At 44.8% G+C, this 19,341-nt stretch carries 14 protein-coding genes; 3 read left to right on the top strand and 11 right to left on the bottom strand.

Going from position 1 to position 19,341, the window contains the following annotated elements:
- Positions 1 to 26: 26 nt before the first annotated feature.
- The 4 genes from PAEAM_RS21765 to PAEAM_RS21750 all read right to left on the bottom strand — a co-directional run bounded on the left by PAEAM_RS21765 (position 27) and on the right by PAEAM_RS21750 (position 3,829).
- A complete protein-coding gene (locus PAEAM_RS21765) occupies positions 27 to 602 on the bottom strand; it encodes a GNAT family N-acetyltransferase (RefSeq protein WP_100528943.1) in 576 nt (191 codons plus the stop codon).
- 165 nt (positions 603 to 767) lie between these two features.
- Positions 768 to 1,067, bottom strand: coding sequence for a hypothetical protein (locus PAEAM_RS21760; protein ID WP_100528942.1), 300 nt, complete (start codon positions 1,065 to 1,067; stop codon positions 768 to 770).
- Positions 1,068 to 1,226: 159 nt separating this feature from the next.
- A complete protein-coding gene (locus PAEAM_RS21755; RefSeq protein ID WP_100528941.1) occupies positions 1,227 to 2,990 on the bottom strand; it encodes an ATP-binding cassette domain-containing protein in 1,764 nt (587 codons plus the stop codon).
- The gene (locus PAEAM_RS21750) at positions 2,975 to 3,829 is read right to left on the bottom strand and encodes an ATP-binding cassette domain-containing protein (protein WP_100528940.1); all 855 of its coding nucleotides are present in this window, start codon (positions 3,827 to 3,829) and stop codon (positions 2,975 to 2,977) included. Before PAEAM_RS21750 ends, PAEAM_RS21755 begins: the two co-directional genes overlap by 16 nt.
- Positions 3,830 to 3,941: 112 nt before the next feature.
- Here PAEAM_RS21750 and PAEAM_RS21745 point away from each other — a divergent pair, with 112 nt between their 5' ends.
- Positions 3,942 to 4,532 (top strand): biotin transporter BioY, encoded by a 591-nt coding sequence (locus tag PAEAM_RS21745; protein WP_100528939.1) that lies wholly within the window; start codon positions 3,942 to 3,944, stop codon positions 4,530 to 4,532.
- Positions 4,533 to 4,677: 145 nt separating this feature from the next.
- Here PAEAM_RS21745 and PAEAM_RS21740 read toward each other — a convergent pair whose 3' ends face one another.
- From PAEAM_RS21740 to PAEAM_RS21720, 5 genes are all read right to left on the bottom strand, one after another.
- Positions 4,678 to 6,147, bottom strand: a complete 1,470-nt coding sequence (locus PAEAM_RS21740; protein ID WP_100528938.1) for an Msr family ABC-F type ribosomal protection protein — start codon at positions 6,145 to 6,147, stop codon at positions 4,678 to 4,680.
- Positions 6,148 to 6,635: 488 nt separating this feature from the next.
- Positions 6,636 to 8,525, bottom strand: a complete 1,890-nt coding sequence (locus PAEAM_RS21735; protein ID WP_100528937.1) for a beta-glucoside-specific PTS transporter subunit IIABC — start codon at positions 8,523 to 8,525, stop codon at positions 6,636 to 6,638.
- A gap of 211 nt (positions 8,526 to 8,736) precedes the next feature.
- Positions 8,737 to 9,567, bottom strand: a complete 831-nt coding sequence (gene licT, locus PAEAM_RS21730; protein WP_047842771.1) for a BglG family transcription antiterminator LicT — start codon at positions 9,565 to 9,567, stop codon at positions 8,737 to 8,739.
- Positions 9,568 to 9,859: 292 nt separating this feature from the next.
- Positions 9,860 to 11,302: a 6-phospho-beta-glucosidase gene (locus tag PAEAM_RS21725; protein WP_100528936.1), complete on the bottom strand. Its 1,443-nt coding sequence runs from the start codon at positions 11,300 to 11,302 to the stop codon at positions 9,860 to 9,862.
- 428 nt (positions 11,303 to 11,730) lie between these two features.
- Positions 11,731 to 12,561, bottom strand: coding sequence for an amidohydrolase family protein (locus PAEAM_RS21720; protein ID WP_100528935.1), 831 nt, complete (start codon positions 12,559 to 12,561; stop codon positions 11,731 to 11,733).
- 260 nt (positions 12,562 to 12,821) lie between these two features.
- Here PAEAM_RS21720 and PAEAM_RS21715 point away from each other — a divergent pair, with 260 nt between their 5' ends.
- Both PAEAM_RS21715 and PAEAM_RS21710 read left to right on the top strand, forming a co-directional pair.
- Complete coding sequence (locus PAEAM_RS21715; RefSeq protein WP_100528934.1) at positions 12,822 to 14,549, top strand: cellulase family glycosylhydrolase; 1,728 nt, start codon at positions 12,822 to 12,824, stop codon at positions 14,547 to 14,549.
- A 131-nt stretch (positions 14,550 to 14,680) separates the two neighbouring features.
- Positions 14,681 to 15,580 (top strand): manganese catalase family protein, encoded by a 900-nt coding sequence (locus tag PAEAM_RS21710; RefSeq protein ID WP_100528933.1) that lies wholly within the window; start codon positions 14,681 to 14,683, stop codon positions 15,578 to 15,580.
- Between the two features lie 187 nt (positions 15,581 to 15,767).
- Here the strand turns inward: PAEAM_RS21710 and PAEAM_RS21705 are convergent, their stop codons facing one another.
- Positions 15,768 to 17,750 (bottom strand): sucrose-specific PTS transporter subunit IIBC, encoded by a 1,983-nt coding sequence (locus PAEAM_RS21705; protein ID WP_100528932.1) that lies wholly within the window; start codon positions 17,748 to 17,750, stop codon positions 15,768 to 15,770.
- Positions 17,751 to 17,776: 26 nt separating this feature from the next.
- Positions 17,777 to 19,252, bottom strand: a complete 1,476-nt coding sequence (locus PAEAM_RS21700) for a glycoside hydrolase family 32 protein (protein WP_100528931.1) — start codon at positions 19,250 to 19,252, stop codon at positions 17,777 to 17,779.
- Between the last annotated feature and the right edge of the window lie 89 nt (positions 19,253 to 19,341).

Genomic DNA, 19,341 nt, shown 5'->3' with positions numbered 1-19,341 from the left:
CTTAATTTCAGCTTATTAGCTTTACTTCAAACAAGCCCCTCTTTTTCCATAAACTCATCTTTGGTCAATCCAAAGAGGATCAGATCTTGGTATTTTCCATCCATATAGATCACCTGGCGACGCACACCTTCCTGAACACATCCAAGTTTTCTCATCATTGCTGCGGAAGGTTCATTTCCTTGGAGTACATAATCATTAAATTTGTTGAGCCTGCGCTCGAAGAAGGCATAGTTCAGCAAGATTCGAACGGCTCTGGTTCCGTATCCTTTTCCTCGATGATCCCTGTCAATTTGAATGCCAATGCTAAAGGTACCGTTCCTTTCATCAATGCTGTTCAGATTCACACCTCCGACATTTTCACCATCCATATTTACAATTGTAAACATGATCCTTCCTTTGGTTAAAGAAAAATCAGAGAAGTTTTCCGTGAAACTCTTCGCTTCAACATGGGTTGGCGGCAACTCTACTGCACACTCCAATAACCGACGGGCAGGTGTATCAAAGCGGTTATAATAATGATCCTCCCAATCTTCTTCACGCAAAGCACGTAGTCTGATCTTATCATCCTGCCAGAAATACTGACTATAATCGATCTCTCTCATTCCAAGTCCCCCCGCATATTCAACCAAATTTTTACTTCGAGTTACAAATATAATAACCCATATTGTGGAATTGGAGGAGATTTGTTTTCATTAAACACAACGAAAATAACCCCCGAACAGGAAAAACCTGTTGGAGGCTACGCTCTATTTTATATCAAAATCTCATTACGATTCTTCCGTATATTGAGGCTTGGATAAGTTGTCCGGAACCGTTTCGTCAAAAACATCCTGACCTGGATAATCCCGTACGTCTCCCTCGTGAAGGTCATGATTTTCATAATCAAAACGATGTGCAGACCGCTGGTCCACGCGCCACGGTGAACTTTTCCCAAGAGACTCGGATAGTAAAGATGAACCGTAAGGGCCCTCCGGGAATTCTTCGAGTGTGATATCGTTCCGCTGCGACTCCACCGTAGACACATCGGTATATTCTTGCCGTTCTTCACGCAAAAACTTATCTTTCATCGTTTATCCCTCCTGATCCACTTCTTATGATCAACGTCCACTTATTGTGAGCGAGGACAAACGCATTTATGCATCATTATTGGAAAAGACTGCGTTTATGGTTCTAATCCATCGTCTTATTCATTACCGGATCCATCACAATCATTATCGCCATCACAATTAGCGAATCCATATTAAAAGTACAAAAACAATGAGGCCAGCCATGCTAATCCAGGTATCACGTTTGGACCATACCAATAACGATGAACGTCCTCCGAGCGTAGAGTGCTCTCTAACTTTACGCATTTCCATCGCAATGGTCATATCCTCTGCACGTTGGAACAGTGCCATTAACAAGGGAATCACCATCGGACCAAGGTCGCGAATTCGCACGGTATTTGGTCTTAAAGCTGCCTTTCCACGTGCCCGCACGATCAGTGAGAATCGCTGCCACTCACTCCAGATCATCGGGATAAATCGAAAGATTAACGATACAGCAAGAGCAAACGAAGCTACGGGCAACCTGATCTTTTTACCGATACCGAGTACCCAGTTCAGCCCTTCTACCATTCGCCCATAAGGTGTCGTCAACGAAAACCAAAGGCTTGCCAATGTGACGATAAACAATCGATATACATTCAGCAAAGTACCCTCCGCCTGCATCAGGGAAAAGCCAAAGTGCAGACCTCCTCCCTCTGTTGAAAGAGTTGTCCCAGATAACGCCGTTGAGATGATGAAAAAGAATAATAATGGCTTCATTAACTTCATACATCCAGCCAAAGTCTGACGCGGGAGCACGGCAAGTGCTGCTACTACCGGCACCAGTGTTAACGTCAATCCCAGCCATCGCTGTTGAAGCATAGCTGCGGTGACTAACAAAATATACAAAATCCATTTCAGACGTGGGTCCATGACGCCATATAATCCGCCTGAATGAGTCAATGTGTTCGGAAGAAGCTTTGGATCATCCTCAATTTTAATGGACGACAGCATCCGTGCTTCTTTTTCATACTTCATTGCATCGCTCTTGACTTCCAGCGTTACCGTCCCTGCTACTTCTTTCGATTCGGTTTGAATCTGTAACTCAACTGACTTGGACTGAACAATACTTTCAGCCATCTCTTCTGCCGTCATCGCGGTCAAAGGCAGCTCAAGACCCGCTTCTCTTAACTGCTTTGCCAGTCTCATCGATGGTGGCAGTCCAATCCCTGTCTGCTCCAGCAGTTCAGGCCTTTTGTGAAGTTCTCTCGGCGTAAGATCAGCGATTAGACGGCCTTCCTGCAACAACAATACTCGATCCGCACAAGGCAAGAATGTATCCAGATCATGGGTTGCTACCACGCCCCCACCACCTGCCAGACGATGTTGCTCCAATACATCCAGCAAAAGCCCGACACTTTGCGCTTCCAACCCGGCGCTCGGCTCATCCAGCAGAAGCCAGTGTGGATTGGTCACACTTCCGAGAGCAAGTCCAAGCCTGCGCTTCTCTCCCCCACTTAGAGCAAATGGCGACCTGTCCAGATGAAAACGTCGGTCCAACTCCGAGGTTACTGGCGGGTCCCATTGCTTCAGTGCTTTTGTGATCTGCTCTTGTTGCTGTTTCTCTGAAAGTCGATAGGGATGCAGAGAATATGTGAATTCACGCTGAATACTTCGGGCAAACAGTTGTTGTTCCGGAAATTGAAACAATAGTCCCATTTGCAATAAAATCGACTGCGGCACTTTTCCTTCTTTCCAGAAAGGAGTGCCATCCAATGTGATACTTCCTGCATCGGGCGGTCTCAGACCAGCCAACGTCTGTAGTAAAGTCGTTTTTCCTGAACCCGTACAGCCCAGCAGCAAGGTGATTTCCCCACTGTTCAACTGTACACTCACATCTTCAAGCAGGGCACGTTTGCCCGATTCTGATGCTTCTATACTTATATTGGTCAGCTCAATCTCCAACGTGCGACCTCCTTAGCCAGTTGCTCGGGTCGCAGTGGCATGGCTTCTGGCATCATACCTTTTTGCTTGAGCAATAACGCAGTTTTTACAGTAAAAGGAGGGTCCAACCCTAACCGTTCACAGGGAGATAGCTGTACATTTTCCCAAGTAGCCTTCTCATTCGTCTCTTTTTCATAGTAAAAGGACTCCGGCTCCCCGTTGTACACACAACGTCCCCTCTCCATAGCAATGATTCGATCACACAGGGTTGCTTCCTCCAGATGGTGTGTAATCCAGATCACCGTTGTACCCCGCTGGGTAATCTTCTGAACGATGGCCTCGATACGGTCTCTTGCTCCCGGATCAAGCATGGCTGTTGGCTCATCCAGAATCAATATATCCGGTTTGGCTGCGAGTGCTACAGCAATATTAAGCAGTTGTTTCTGTCCACCGGATAATTGTGAGACAGCCTTCTCCGGGGGATATTGAAGTCCTACGGTATGTAATGCATCCTGCCGGCGCTCCAATTGCTCTCCTACAGAATCCATCAATGGTGACAGCGCAAAATGAAACTCCTCTTCAATCGTATCGCCAAGTACCTGTGCATCCGGTTGCTGCAATACACCCCGAACGGTAAGTTCATCCGAGATATCCCGTACCCCTCCAGATAGTGGAATGAATCCAATCAGTAGTCCAGCGAGTGTGCTTTTTCCACTGCCATTCGCCCCTACAATACTAATCCATTCTCCTTGGTGCAGCGTAAGTGAGACCCCATCCAGTGCTTTTCTCACCTGACTACCTTCGGAAGCATAATGCACTCGAACATCTTCTAATGTAATTATAGGCAGGTTGCCTTGCATCGTAAATTAGTCCTTTCCCTTTCTATTGTTATGTGGTACGATCCTAATCGTTAACCATATTTATATAATTGGTTAACAATCATATTACCAAAATGGAGAGGATTGTTCAAACATGAAATTATCTTTGCGAGGCATTGTATTCAGCGCACTTATGGCCGCAATTTTAGTACTTTTTGGTTACATAAGCATTCCCATTGGCTTCTCCCCAGTACCGATAACATTACAAACTTTGGCTGTCATGCTGGCCGGAGGATTACTTGGTCCACTCTATGGTTTTCTAAGTGTCACGATGGTTGTTCTGCTCACCGCTCTTGGATTCCCCTTGCTACACGGGACCGGAGGACTTGCAGTACTGCTTGGACCTACCGGAGGATATGTGATGATGTGGCCATTCTCCGCATTATTGATTGGATTGTTGCTTGCACGAATCAACATCAAAGGTGTCACAGGATTCATGCTCGCTTTTGTTGTATTTGAACTATTTGGTTCACTGCTCGTGTATGTATCGGGCGTCCCTTGGCTTGCTTATGCTTACAAAATGGACCTACCTGAGGCCATGATTCAAGGGTTTTATCCTTACATAATTGGGGATCTGATCAAAGCTGTATTTGCTGCCATCATCATTGCGCCCGTGCGCATGGTTTTCCCACCTCAACGCCTCACAGGTAACATGCATTCCACGGTTATAAAAGCGGACTCTTAATAGAAGCTCCATATCCTATTAGATCACAAGCCTCCATATTCTAAAACAAAAACAGCCAAAATCACTTTGGCTGTTTTTGTTACTTCTCTTCCTCGAAGGTTGTTCTGTCATCGGAGTGATCCGTGTAAATCTTCTTTAGTTCAACTTATATATTCACCTGAATTAATTGACGCTCTGTAATCTGAAATTGTTGATCCGCTGTATTTTCAATAAACCTCTGATCATGAGATACATACAGAATTGTTCCTTCATACGCCTTAATAAAACGCTCCAACGCTTCCAATGCATGCATATCAAGAAAATTCGTCGGCTCATCCAACAATAGAATGTTATATTGTCCAAGAAATAAGTGACATAATTGAAGACGAATCGCTTCTCCTCCGCTTAATGTCCCAACATTCTTCAGCAAGTCATTACCTATAAACTGCATCGCATGCAACGCACTTCTGAGCTCTGATTCCTCATATTCCGAACGATTTTTCAAGAATTGTAATACGGTCTCTTTTGTCGTAAAACGATAGCTCATTTGCTGAAAATAACCGAGCTTTGCTTTTGGAGACATTGTGATCTGATCTCCCACATGGAAAACATGGTTAAGCAATGTGCTTTTCCCGCTGCCATTGGCTCCGGTTATCGCTATTTTTTGTTTTAATGGAACCTGAAAACTTACATCCTCCAGCAATACGTTACCTTCCACTTCGAGTGTAAGGCGATCTGCCATAATCGGAAATCGATTGTGCAGCTCCAGTGTCTTTGGCTGACGGAAGATCATAGGCCGATCCTCTTGCACCGCTTTTACCTCGTGAAGTTGTTGCATCCGCTGTTCAATCGCTTTGGCTGCGCGGTGCACCGCTTTTTGACTGGTGCCTTTGGATTTGGTTTCAACCATACGGTTTGTTTTTGCCTTGGATTCTTTTTTGGACATGCTTCCGGCCTGCGTTATTTTCTCGGCTTTCTTCATCTTTTCCCGAGCGGCCAGCTCCAATCGTCTTTTCTCCTTGGAAAACTGCTCATGGGCCTGGTTTTGTTGTTCACGCTCCAGCCTCTTCTGTGCCTGATAATCACTATAGTTGCCGGAATATACGCGAACCTCACCTTGATGGATTTCCCAGATCGTGGTCACCAGTTCATCCAGAACCGCACGATCATGACTGATCAGCACAAGCGCTCCATAATAATAACGCAATTCATCCAGCAAAAATGTAATGCCCGCTTGATCCAGGTGTGTTGTTGGTTCATCCAGTAACAGTACTTCATGATAATGAGTGAACATTTGAACCAGTTTTAGACGGGTCTGTTCTCCACCACTCCATGGCTGATCGTGTTGAGGTATCGCTAATTTACTGAGTAAAGCCCCGTCAACTTCGATACTTTCGTTAGACTGGGGCGGTTCCACTTGTTCCAAATAACCAAACTCTGCAAAACGTTTTATCTTTCCGACTGTTGGCTGGATCTGTCCCGCAATGAGTTTCAACAATGTACTTTTACCCTGACCATTACCACCCACTACACCAATGCGATCCAGTTGATGCACAGCCAGTCGCTCAATGTTCAGTATTACTTTATCCATATAGGTCATCTCAACCTGTTCTAATTCAAAACATATCTTTTCCATATTCGCTACCTCCGAAATAAGATTTATTTCGTATCGATAGCGAAGCACGCTTCTATCGATACGAGCTTATCGTGCCAGCTCGTATCAATAGAACAGTAACGTCATCATAGCGGTTACCCCCAGTAGTCTGTATTGAGCGCCTGTACCTAATTATTTACCTGATTAAGATAATCAGAAGAAAAAACAAAGAATCACAGGCCACGGCCTGTGATTCAACGTAAACGGGAAAGCGAGTATAACACTTATTTTTAGGTCAGGATGATTGAAAATGACAGACTGATCCCGTTTACTCTGAACCAATAGTCAGAGCCTTTGAACGTATTCAATTACCGATTCAAAGGAAGGAAGCGCAGTCTCATTGCATGTGTCATATTCAATAATCCACCTTTCATTATCATGTATAGATGTACAATTCTAATTATAATTTTCCAATTCCACCATGTCAACGGAACGATGAAAACACGACACCATCGGATTAGTACATCAATCTACTTTTGTTCCTGGCTATTACCGCTACTTAATTTTAGTAGAAGCTCCTGGCTATGAACCTGACCTGTAGCCTGTGGAATCACTTCCTCGTAGTTGGCGGAATTCGTTACGATAATCGGCGTTACTGTGTGGTAACCAGCAGCCTTAATCTGTGCAATATCGAACTCAAGCAACAGATCTCCCGCTTGGACCCGATCGCCTTCTTTGATATGGGAAACAAAATGTTGCCCATCCAATTTAACGGTATCAACTCCCACGTGAACTAATATCTCAGCACCGGTGTCTGATACTACAGCCAAGGCATGTTTTTTCTTGAATGCAACGGTAACTGTGCCGTCAAAAGGTGCTACAACTCTGCCCACAGTTGGCTCAATCGCAATCCCTTTACCCATTGCTCCCGATGCAAAGGCCGGATCTGGAACTTCCGACAATTCAACAATCGTTCCTTCGATTGGGCTAAATACATTTTCGTCTGAAGCATTCGTTGCACGAACAGATTGCTGATCGGATGTCGTAGATTCGGTTTTTATTTCTTCTTCAACCGGATCTTTGAAGCCCATGATGTACGTCAGTACAGCCGAAACAACAAACGATACTACGATACCCAGAATCAATCCTGGGAAACCTTGTCCACCTGGTCCGTAGAAGATTGGCAGGGTCAGCAACCCTGGTGCACCGGATGCAAATGCCAATGTGCCCGCTTGACCAATGATAGCTCCACCAACTGCACCACCGATTACCCCTGCAATGAATGGGCGTTTCAGTGGTAATGTTACCCCATAGATAGCCGGTTCCGTAATACCGAACAGAGCCGTCAACGTGGATGATCCCGCCAGCGTTTTCAGTTTTTTGTTCTTGGTTTTCAACATAACCCCAAAAGCAGCGCCCGTTTGAGCAAAGATCGAAGCTGTCGCAGCTGGTTTAACACCATCCTGTCCATACACTGCAACGTTGTTGATAAATACCGGAATCAGACCCCAGTGTATTCCGAAGATAACGAGCAGCTGCCAGCTTGCACCCATAACGGCTCCTGCGAGCAATGGACTGAATCCAAATGCGGCAACCAGTCCAGCTGCAATTCCATTACCAACGTATACGCCAAATGGTCCGAATACAAGCAATGTCAGTGGTACCATAATCACTAGCAAAAACAATGGCGTAACAAAGTTTTTCACACTATCGTGAAGTGTCTTATTAAAGAACTTTTCCAACTTGCTCATAACAATGACAGCTAAAATGATAGGAATAACTGTAGATGAATAGTTCATCAAGATGACAGGGATACCGAAGAAATCCGTTGGTGTTCCCTCTGATTTCAACGTGACGATGGACGGATAGATCAGTGCTCCTGCAATCGTCATCGCAACAAACATATTTCCCTGGAATTTACGTGCTGTTGTAACCGCTAACAACAGAGGCAGGAAGTAGAAGAGACTATCTGCTGCTGCATACAGGATTGTATATGTTGTTTCTGTCGTTTCCAGCCATCCAATATTGCTTGCAATCAACAATAACCCTTTTAGAATACCGGCTCCCGCCATAACACCCAGAAGTGGTGCAAAGATGCTGGATATGATATCGATAATACCCCCGAGTCCTTTGGCTGCTTTGCGAGGTTTTTCTTTATCTGACGAATCGTCCAGAATGTTACTGATCTGTCCAATGGCACTATAGACTTCAGGCACCTTGTTACCAACAACCACCTGGAATTGTCCTCCATTTTCTTTGACTGCGATGATGCCTTCTGTTTTCTCCAATTTGGCTTTGTCTGCCTTGGCATCGTCCTTCAATACAAACCGTAATCGTGTTGCACAATGAACCAGCGATTCCACATTTTTCTCACCGCCAACCAGTTCTACAATCTCTTTGGCCAGTTTCTCTTGACTCATGATCTGCACCCCCACTTTTTCTCAAACAGGCCTCTTACCGATTTTTTTGCACGCAAAAAACCTAAGCCTTGAGCAAGGGGACACAATGGTCCTGACCTTCTCATGACTTAGGTTTTGCCTGCATAACCAGTAACAATCCCAGTTAAATCGTATTCAATTCCTGTTAATCACATATTATTATAATAAAACCATTTTTGTCAACATTTAAATATTATCGATTAACCACTCGTTCGATATGAACCGTCAGATACAACTTTTCTTCATTGGTCAACTCATGGTTGTATTCCTTTTTGACAAACAACTCAATTTTCTCCGTGCACGCTGCGGCATCCGGATGTTTCTCCTTAATCATGTCATAGAAATGATCATAGTTGTTGTCGTAATGCGTACCACTGAGCACACGCTGGGAGAAGAACTTCAGATGTGTGATAAAGCGAAAATAACTGAGAGAGTCCTCATCAAATTCCATTTTGAAATGATATTTCGCTATATTAATAATCTGCTGGATAAACTTCGTAATATTCATCGTTGTAATAACTTCTTCGTTCATCTCTGCGTTAACAATATGAAGAGCAATAAAAGCGGCTTCATCGGGTGGAAGCTCAATATTCATTCGGGTATTGATCTGTTCCAGCGTCCTCAGGCCGAGTTCGAATTCGGACTTGTACAACTGTTTGATCTCCCACATTAATGCGTTCTTGATCTCCACGCCTTCCCGATAACGTTCGATGGCGAAGTTAATATGATCTGTAAGAGATACATAGATGTTCTCATTCAGCTTTCGGCCCAGATTCTCACGTGCATACGTGATAATCTCTTCCACAATTTCAATCAGTTCCATCGGAACTTCCCGCAGTAGCATTTTGAAATTATCGGAAGTTTGTTTGTTTTTCAATGCAAATACTTTCTGGATGCGGGTCTCGTCTACTTTATCCCCCGGCTTTTTCTTAAAGGCAATCCCACGTCCCATCACCACAAGCTCTGCTCCATCCGCCTGATAGATGCTAATGACGTTATTGTTGATAACCTTTGCTATTTTCACTTCAATCCCCCCGTCACGTTCCACTCTCTTGGCAGTTATACATCGTCTTTTGGGCATACAAAAAAAACCTGAAGCATCACAAAATAAACAAGACATGGTGGTCTGCTTTTTTTGGTGCTTAGGTTTTGCCTACTTCGAGTAGTAACAATCCCAGAAACGATATAATTGCGTCAAGTATAGCGCGAACCTGACTATATGTCAACGCTTTCAATGTGAGGACAATCGGAAGTTCCGTGAATTTATGGTCCTTCCGATTGTTTGATGTCTGAACTAATCCAATTCACCTTTTTGACTACGCGTCACCCAAGTTTGTTCCGTTGGATTCGATCACATTTTTGTACCACTCAAAACTCTTCTTCTTCAGTCGTGTCAGCTCACCTTGACCTTCATTATTACGATCCACGTAAATGTAGCCATAACGTTTTCTCATCTCACCTGAGGAGGCACTTACAATATCAATAGGTCCCCAGCTGGTGTAACCGATGATGTTCACTCCATCCTGAATGGCCTCACCCATTTCAGCTACATGTCGTTTCAAGTAGTCAATCCGGTACGCATCATCCACTTCACCTTCCGGTGTAACCTCGTCATTGGCACCAAATCCATTCTCAACAACAAACAGCGGCTTCTGATAACGATCATGTAGTTGATTGGCGGTAATACGGAATCCTTTGGGATCAATCGTCCAGCCCCACTCGGACTTCGCCAGATATGGATTGGCTACCGAGCCAAATACATTACCACTGGTCATATTTTTGATAACTTCCGGATCGGTACTAGTTGTACGACTTGAATAATAACTGAATCCGATATAATCTACGGTATGATTCTTCAAGATTTCCGCATCACCCGGCTGCATAACAATGTTCAACTCGTGATCTTTGAAGAAACGTTTGGCATAACCCGGATATTCCCCACGTGACTGCACATCGATGAAGAAATAGGACTCTCTATCTTTTTCCATACCCTGGAACACATCTTCCGGATTACAAGTATACGGATAGAAGCTTCCTGCGGCGAGCATACACCCAATCATTGCACCAGGAATAATCTCATGACATGCCTTGACTGCCAGTGCACTTGCAACCAGTTGGTGGTGAGCAGCCTGATATTGAATTTCCTTGATGTTATCCCCATCATTAAACGCCAGCCCCGCTCCAAGGAACGGAAGATGTAACAGCATGTTGATCTCATTAAATGTCATCCAGTATTTCACCTTGTCTTTGTACCGAGTGAATACCGTTGTAGCGTAAGTCTCGAAAAGAGTTACCAGTTCACGACTTCTCCAGCTGCCGTACTTCTCGATCAGATGCACAGGCACATCGAAGTGAGCCAATGTAACCACAGGTTCAATGCCGTTTTTCAACAATTCATCAAACAGGTTATCATAAAATTGTAATCCGGCTTCATTTGGCTGTGCATCTTCTCCTGTCGGGAAAATTCGTGCCCAAGCAATGGAGACACGCAGTGCTTTGAATCCCATTTCGGCAAATAAAGCAATGTCTTCAGGGTAACGGTGATAAAAATCGATTGCTTCATGTGAAGGATAGAACTCGGTAGCAAGCGGCGTAAAAGCTGGAACATTGCCTTTCATAATACTTCTGCGGTTCTCTCCTGTCGGAAGCAAGTCAACGATACTCAGCCCTTTACCATCTTCCAGATACGCGCCCTCCGCCTGATTGGCAGCAATGGCTCCACCCCACAGAAAGTCTTTAGGAAATTTAAAATTCGTCATCATCATTCTCCTTCCAAATATGTAATTCAGCTATCCGCTCAAATCCTGAAAAATATTAAAAAGATAAAATATTTAAGTTGAACTACACAATTACACATAAACGGAGAGGACAGAAAAAATCTGGAGAAGCGAAGCGTTCGCCTTTATCACCGGATTTCCCCTTTAAAAAGGGATTCAAAAAATCTGGGGATAACAGCGATTGGAAGATTGTTCTGGCCGCGCAGTCGTCTCGTGTAAAATCGGTTGTTCAACTTAAATAGAAAAAACCCGAACCAGCCTGGGTACACGATTACGTGTAAACAAGCCAGCTCAGGTTATGCCCATATCGGTAACATTCCCAGATCATGATTATGCGGATTGGATAAAACTTTAGCAAGAATCAGAACAGTTGTCAACTTCTTGAAACCGGGTTAGGTTCGGATTGCCCACTACGATATTTGATAGAACGCAGCACATGTGCCCCCAAGAATCATCTGTTGATCTAGTATAGGTAAGGCATTAATGTGAGAATTAATAAGACCATATACTTCAGAATACGTAGCTGAAACGTTGCTCACAGGCCAGTCGGACCCAAACATTAACCGTTCTGCACCAAAGGCTTTTATGGCGATATTCAGATAGGCTGTAAAATCCTTTGGAGTCCAATTTGCCCAGTCTGCTTCCGTCACCATCCCTGAAAGTTTACAGTACGCATTGGGTTGTGCGGCCAATGACTCAAGCGCTTCTTTCCAGGGTGAGAGTATACCTGATTTTATGTCGGGTTTGGCTAGATGATCAAGTACAAATCGCTGTTCAGGAAACGCCTTAACCAGTTCAACGGCATAAGGCAGTTGCTCCTTGGACACCAACAGATCATAGGCCAAATCATACTCCTTAAGCAATGAAATTCCGCGCTGAAAGTCTTCTCTCAATACATACTTCAGATCAGGTTCATCCTGTATGACATGACGTACGCCCTTCAGATACGGATTGGACGCGAACAATTCAAGCTGATTCCGAACTTCATCCGAACAAAGGTCCACCCATCCGACAACACCTTTGATACATTCATGCCGATCTGCCAACTGCAGAAGCCACTCGGTTTCTGTCAGTGATTGTCTGGCTTGTACCGCAATACATCCATCCAGTCCGGATTGGACCAATAAAGGTTCAAGATCTTTTGGAAGAAAAGATTGACGAATGACTTTCATCTCTTCTCCAATCCATCCGTACTCGGCGACGTTGTATTCCCAAAAATGTTGATGTGCATCCAGCTTCATATTAGATCCCTCCCAGGGTATTTAAATCTAATTATCATTAAAAAGCAATCACTGATTTTCACATGATTTTTATTCCAATTGTGCAGGTATTGTCCAATATTAAATCATGATATAGTAAATTACGAAAACGCTTTCAGTACATAAATCGGTGGTGATTCTAGTATTAAAGAAGTGAATTTTTGTTTGCGTTGAGCTCTATTTCCACCCTGCTTAACCGCTATTCACGTTTAACCATTCTCTATTCGAAGGAGACTATATTAATGAAAAAAAACCGCAAATCAGTCCTTTCTCTTACGCTTGTGACTGCCATGATTCTATCTCTATTCTCCTCGGCTATGGCTTCAGCTGCAACTGACAACAGCGAACAGACCAGTGCATCACCCGCTCCAAGCAAAATGCAAACCTATGTAAACGCCATGGAGCCTGGCTGGAATCTGGGTAACTCTCTGGACGCCGTTGGTGAAGATGAGACAGCCTGGGGCAATCCGCGCATTACAAAGGAACTAATTCAATCGATCGCAGCTGAGGGCTACAACAGTATCCGTATCCCTGTGACCTGGGAAGCCCACATCGGTGACGCACCCGACTACACAATTGATTCCGCTTACATGAATCGGGTTCAGGAAGTAGTAGACTGGGCGCTTGATGCGGATCTCTACGTCATGATCAATCTTCACCATGATTCCTGGCGCTGGATCAGTTACATGGAGAAAGACCATGACAATGTGCTTGCACGTTACAACGCTGCTTGGACTCAGATTGCGGACAAATTCAAGGATTCATCCGATAAGCTTTTGTTCGAAAGTGTTAACGAACCACGTTTCTCTGAAGGCGGCACAACAGATGCAGCGATTGGATATCGCATGCTGGACGAGTTGAATACTTCTTTTCACAAGATCGTAAGAACTTCGGGTGGAAACAACGAGACACGTCCACTTGTGCTTCCAACGATGCATACCTCTTCCGCTCAGCCTGATCTGGATGAACTGAATAAGACCATCCAAAAATTGAATGACAGCAATATTATTGCAACCGTTCACTACTACGGGTTCTGGCCATTCAGTGTGAACATCGCAGGTTACACCAAGTATAACGAGGAAGTACAGAAGGACGTTACCGACACTTTTGATCGGGTATACAATGCTTTTACAGCGAAAGGCATTCCAGTTATCGTTGGTGAGTATGGCTTGCTTGGGTTTGACCAGCACACAGGTGTCATTGAGCAAGGCGAAAAACTGAAATTCTTCGAATTCGTTGGACAATATCTGCGCCAAAAACAGATGACAACGATGTTGTGGGATAACGGACAACACTTCGGACGCACAAGTTTTACTTGGTCTGATCAGGAATTATTTGATACCATGGAAGCCAGTTGGACAGGTCGCTCATCCACAGCCGAAACGGACCTCGTATATCTTAAACAAAATGAAGCCATTCAAGATAAGAAGGTAAAACTCAATCTGAATGGGAACAAATTCAATTCGTTGAAAAATGGCACCACGCCTCTTGTAAGAGGTAAAGACTATACGATCAAAAAAGATGTACTTACGTTAAAATCCAATCTGTTAACCAAATTGACAACCTCTGGTGATTTGGGCGTAAATGCTACACTCACGGCTGGATTCAATGAAGGTGCTGACTGGAACTTTAATATCATTAAATATGACACACCTAAGTTGAACGATGCAACAGGTACAACCAGTGCATTTGCCATTCCGACTACGTTTAACGGGAACCAACTGGCAACGATGGAAGCAACATATGCAAACGGAGAGAACGCTGGTCCACAGAACTGGACTTCATTCAAAGAATTCTCCTACACATTTAGCCCAGATTACGAACGTAATGTGATTGAGCTGAAACCTAACTTCTTCAATGAAACCAATGATGGCGAAGTCACGCTTAAGTTCCATTTCTGGAACGGAGATGTGCTGACGTACAAAATCACGAAAAATGGAACCAGCGTTGTTGGTGTAACTTCCAAATAAGAACTCATCTAACGTTCTGTTCAGAGCTTAAAGCTCTGGCAGAACGTTTTGTTTTTGCTTCACAATTGATCGAATAACGTACAAGTGGCCCTTCATACTTTTACAGTAACTAGGACTGAGGGGGAAATGTCATGTTTAAACGTGTAGACCGTCTTGCCATCGAACTACCCATATCCAATAATCCGGACCCTAATGGAGCTAGTGCAGTTCAGGAGTTGCTTGGTGGAAAGTTCGGGGAAATGTCAACATTAAATAACTATATGTTTCAGTCATTTAATTTCAGAGGTAGATCCAAGCTGCGTCCATTTTATGACATTGTTGCAAGTATTACTGCGGAGGAATTCGGCCATGTCGAACTTGTCGCCAATACGATTAACCTGATGCTTGAAGGTTCCACTTCACCAGGCGCCCCGGACTCTACCCCGCTACGTGTAGGCAAAGACGCACGGATGACGTCACATTTTATCGAATCCGCTCAGACAGCGCTCCCTTATGACTCCATGGGAAGACCCTGGAATGGTTCATATGTCGTGAGCAGTGGCAATCTGATCTTCGATCTGCTGCATAATTTCTTTCTTGAGTGCGGAGCCAGGACCCACAAAATGAGAGTCTACGAAATGACCGACAACAAAACAGCCCGAGAAATGACAGGTTATCTGCTTGTACGCGGCGGTGTGCATGTTCTTGCGTATGCCAAGGCACTGGAAATTGCAACGGGTGTGGATGTAACGAAGCTGTTCCCTATTCCGCGACTGGATAACAAAGCTTTTGAAACGACACGTAAGTGGGAAGCGAAGGGTGAGCACCGCAGGTTGTACACGTTCAGCGACAAGGATTATCAGGGCATTGCCCAGATCTGGAAAGGGACACACCCAACAGATGGCGGTAAACTGGAGGCTTTTGCAGGCTTGCCGGGGTATGGAGGGCCAGTACCTGAGCTACCTGATCTGCCGGAAGAATTTGCGCCAGGGATATCCGCGGAAGATCTAATGCAGATTGCAGAGCGACTGAAACGTCACGCTGGCCTGTAGTATCACGATTAACGTTTGTTTTTCATAGGGCGTCGATTGGATAACCGTAAACTGGTGCTGCCTCGTGTACTAGAACTTTTTATTTAATTATATTATTGATGATCTGTTTCTTTAATTTCATACGATTGTACACAAAAAAAGGGAAACGGGAGAGTTACATCTCTACCATTTCCCTTTTAATGTGCCACTATTGTGGCTCAGTAAATTTCACTATCAGTACCGCTTCTCCATTGGCTTGCACACGACCGGTTGAGGCTGCTGTAGCAGTTGCTATCGTTTCGTTTCCACTTGGGATCAACACAGGTGTAATCACCGGCAGACCCGCAGCCTGAATGACATCCATGTCAAATTCAATCAACAATTGTCCTGCAGTTACACGATCTCCGCTATTCACATGCGCGGTAAAACCGTTTCCTTTCAGTCCAACCGTATTAATTCCGATATGAACCAACATCTGTACACCCGTCTCATGCTCCAGAATCACCGCATGTTTACTCTTGTTCATGACATGTGCGATGACTCCATCAAACGGTGCGTACACTTTTCCTTCTGATGGCTCGATGGCAATGCCCTCACCCATGTGTTTTTCCGAGAACGCCGGGTCAGGAACCTGCTCCAGAGCAACGACGGTACCGTTCATTGGCGAAGCGATTTCGAGAAAATCTACCTTAGGACGATTGCTTGTAACGGCATCGGTAACTGAATTAATACGCGGATTAGAGTCCTCTGCTTTAACTTCAGTTGATGTTACTCCACTGTTCTCATGGCTCACCGATTCTTCTGCGACCGGTTGATCCTTATATCCGAAGAACCAGGTAAGTGCAAATGCAATCGCCATGGCAACTACGTTGGACAAGATATACAACAGCAGTTGGCTGTTCAGATAGAGCAGTGTACCAGGAATAACCGTTACAGCCATGCCTGTACCCTGCAGATGGAACAAGGAAGCGATGAAACCACCTACACCACCACCAACAAGTCCCATAATAAATGGTTTCATATAACGCAAGTTAACTCCGAAGATCGCTGGCTCCGTAATGCCCAGAAATGCGGACAAGGAAGAAGGTAATGCGAGTGCTTTGAGTTTCATATTTTTGGTCTTCAGACCGACTGCGAGACAAGCCGCTCCTTGTGCTGCCATGGCACAGGTAATGATGGCGTTGAACGGATTGAATCCCGTTTTCTCCAGTAGCTGAATCTCCAGGAAATTAAAGATGTGATGTACACCGGTAACAACAATAATCTGATGGAAGAATCCAATGATAATACCTGCGATGCCAAACGGAAGATCCAATACGGCAGTTGTTCCATGCAGCACCCACTCTTCCAGGGAATGGAACACGGGACCAATCGCGAATAGTCCAAGCGTAATCATGACTGTCAACGTAATAAAAGGAGTCAGAATTAAGTCCAATGCCTCGGGTACCCGTCTTCTTAGTACCTTCTCAAACTTGGCTCCAATCAAACCTACAAAGAACGCGGGCAAAACCGATCCCTGATAACCCACGACAGGTATAAAACCGAACATATGCAGCGGCTGTGCTGATCCATCTGCTACCGCGTAAGCATTGGGTAATGCAGGATTGACCAGCATTAACCCCAGTACGATACCAAGTACCGGACTTCCGCCAAATACGCGGAATGCGGACCACGCTACAAGTGCAGGCAGAAATGCAAATGCCGTATCCGTCAGGATCTGAGTGAACAACAGGAAATTGGCCGAGATATCATCCGGTGTTGCACCGAACAATGCCAGAATTTCATTCTGGGTAAGTAATCCGCGCAATCCCATGAACAGTCCTGTAGCTACCAGAACGGGAATGATGGGTACAAATACGTCACCAAACGTGCGGATAGCCCGTTGAAAAGCATTTCCTTCTTTTTTCCCCTGACTCTTCACATCGTCCTTAGACGTTCCTTCGATGCCCAGCTTCTCAACCTCTTCAAAGATTCGATTCACTGTTCCCGTACCAAAGATAATCTGATATTGACCTGAGTTGAAAAAGGCGCCTTTCACCTTCTCGATGTTCTCGACCGTTTTCTGATCAATCTTTTCTTTATCTTTCACCATGATGCGAAGACGTGTTGCACAATGTGCAAATGATGCGATATTCTCTTTGCCCCCGATGGCATGAATGACTTCCTGGGCAATCCGTTGATTCTCCGACATGTTATCTCATTCCTCTCACGTAATACTTAATAATGCCATTGAGTTGCTTCAAAATCAGCTTTGCCTCCGCGTGCAAAGAAACGAATGTCCACGCTGTCCCGGCTTGGGAAAATGCGGCTGGTAAAGACCTCTTCCCCATCGTTCACAAAGATCTCGACCGAGGACGAATCTACGAACAGATGGAACTTAATCACTTCCGCAGTAAGTGTGCACTGCCGTACAACGCCATTCTGCTCTGCCAGCTCGGTACCAGACATGGTACGATCCAAGACAACTTTCTGCTGAATCCGATCATACAGAAGAACCGTTTTTTCAGTTCCATTTGCCCGGAATTCGATGCCTACAACCTCTGCTTCTACATGGCTTATCTCACATATCAGCTCATAGGCAATCCCATTAATACCAGTGAAAGATCGACTCTCATTGTCAATTGTTGCGCGAATATGTGTGTCTTTATCCTGCTGACGTAATTGCACCATCTCTGCAACCGGTTGTTGGATTAACTTCCCGTCTCGGAGTGATAACTGCCGAGGAATGGTGAGGCAATGAGCCCAACCGTTATCGTCTGTCGGATATTCCAGATCGGGAAGTCCCATCCACCCAACCAGAATACGTCTTCCGTCCGGGCCCTGCATCGTCTGCGGCGCATAGAAGTCGAATCCACGATCCAGTTCCTGAAATTCACCATGATTGAACTCTCTCGTCTGGAGATTGAGCGGCTCACCGATCAGATAACCGGATTGAAAAATATTCTGATAATGATCTCCCGCAGCGTCTAAGCCTTGTGGGGAAAAGACAAGTACACCTTTCCCGTCTATCTCCATATAATCCGGGCACTCCCACATGTAACCAAAGGAGGTTAACTGCGTGCGAATTTCACCAAGAAACTCCCAGTTGTTCAGATCAATGGAGCGATACAGCACTGTACATCCCGTCTCATCTGTTCTCTGCGCACCAATTACACCATAATACGTGTCTCCTTGTTGCCACACCTTGGGATCTCTGAAGTGTTCCGTGTATCCGTCTGGCACAGACGAGATCACGGGATCATTCAGTTTGGTTACTGAACCGCTTTCATCCATAACTGCCAAGCATTGATACGGATGTCTGACCCAAGCCTCATCCCTCGTATTGCCTGTGTACAGCAAATGCAGCTTGCCGTCTTTTTCAATCGCACTGCCAGAATAAGCTCCGTGTGAGTCATATCTGCCACCCGGTTCGATTCCAATCCCGACATTTTCCCAGTTCACCAGATTCTTCGAGCGAATATGATACCAGTATTTCATGCCATGTTCTGTCCCAAGTGGAAACCACTGATAGAACAGATGATAATAGCCTTGATAATATGCAAAGCCGTTAGGATCATTAAGTAGACCTGTTATCGGCTGAATGTGATAACTTTGTCTCCAAGGACATACGGATATCTGTGCTTCAAGCTTTGCAATCTCTCCAGGCTCTGCTTGCTCAATTCGTCTGTAGCGTTGCTCTCTAGTCATTTTCATAGCTGTTCTCCATTCAAAATATAGGAACCGGTTCCATTAGGCGCAAAAAAATAATTCCATATGGCACTAATGCCTGCCCGTGTTCGCAT

The sequence above is a fragment of the Paenibacillus sp. GM1FR genome, assembly GCF_002803315.1.
Taxonomy (GTDB): Bacteria; Bacillota; Bacilli; order Paenibacillales; family Paenibacillaceae; genus Paenibacillus; species Paenibacillus amylolyticus.
The sequence above is the reverse complement of the archived record's forward strand: the minus strand, read 5'-3'. Positions and strand labels throughout refer to the sequence as shown.